General features: G+C 70.5%; 1 protein-coding gene. It reads left to right on the top strand.

Features of this window, described 5'->3' with window-relative positions; translation table 11 throughout:
* Positions 1 to 953: AMP-binding protein (locus tag ACLEQD_RS44300; protein ID WP_410391917.1), on the top strand; the 953-nt coding region annotated here is incomplete at both ends.

Genomic DNA, 953 nt, shown 5'->3' with positions numbered 1-953 from the left:
GGGTTCTCCGGGTCGATTGAGTACAACACGGACCTGTTCGACGCGGGGACGGTGGAGCGGATGGCGGGGCACCTGGAGGTGCTGCTGGAGGCCATCGCGAAGAACCCGGACGCGAAGGTGGCGCAGCTGCCGCTGCTGACGGAAGCGGAGCGGCGGCAGCAGGTGCTGGGGTGGAACGCGACGCGCACGGCGTTCCCGAGGGAGAAGTGCGTCCACACGCTGGTGACGGAGCAGGTGGAGCGCACGCCGGAGGCGGTGGCGCTGGACTTCGGAGGGGAGCAGCGGACGTTCCGCCAGGTGGAGGCGAGGGCGAACCAGCTGGCACAGCGGCTGGTGAAGCAGGGAGTGAAGCGCGGCTCGCGGGTGGGGCTGTGCGTGGAGCGAGGGGTGGGGATGGTGGAAGGGATGCTGGGCATCCTCAAGGCGGGCGGGGCGTACGTGCCGCTGGACGCGGGCTATCCGCGCGAGCGGCTGGCGTTCATGGTGGAGGACGCCGGGGTGGAGGTGCTGGTGACGCAGGCGTCCCAGCGCGGGGCGCTGCCGGAAGGGCGCTACCAGGAGGTGCTGCTGGACGACGGCGCGCTGGACGCGGAGCCTGTGCAGGCGCCCGAGAGCCGGGTGGACGCGACGGATCCGGCCTACGTCATCTACACGTCGGGAAGCACGGGGCGTCCGAAGGGCGTGTGGGTGCCTCACCGGGCCATCGTGCGGCTGCTGGTGGAGACGAACTTCATCCAGCTGACGGGGGAGGACCGCATCGCGCAGGTGTCGAATGCATCGTTTGACGCGGCGACGTTTGAAATCTGGGGTGTGCTGCTGCACGGCGGGCGGCTGGTGGGGGTGGCGAAGGACGTGGCCCTGTCGCCCGCGGCGTTCGCGGCGTACCTGCGCGACGAGCGCATCAGCACGCTGTTCGTGACGTCCGCGCTGTTCAACCAGCTGGTGGCGCAGTC

Origin of the sequence: Corallococcus sp. 4LFB, assembly GCF_046520365.1 — a bacterium.
GTDB classification, from domain to species: Bacteria; Myxococcota; Myxococcia; order Myxococcales; family Myxococcaceae; genus Corallococcus; species Corallococcus caeni.
The sequence above is the reverse complement of the archived record's forward strand: the minus strand, read 5'-3'. Positions and strand labels throughout refer to the sequence as shown.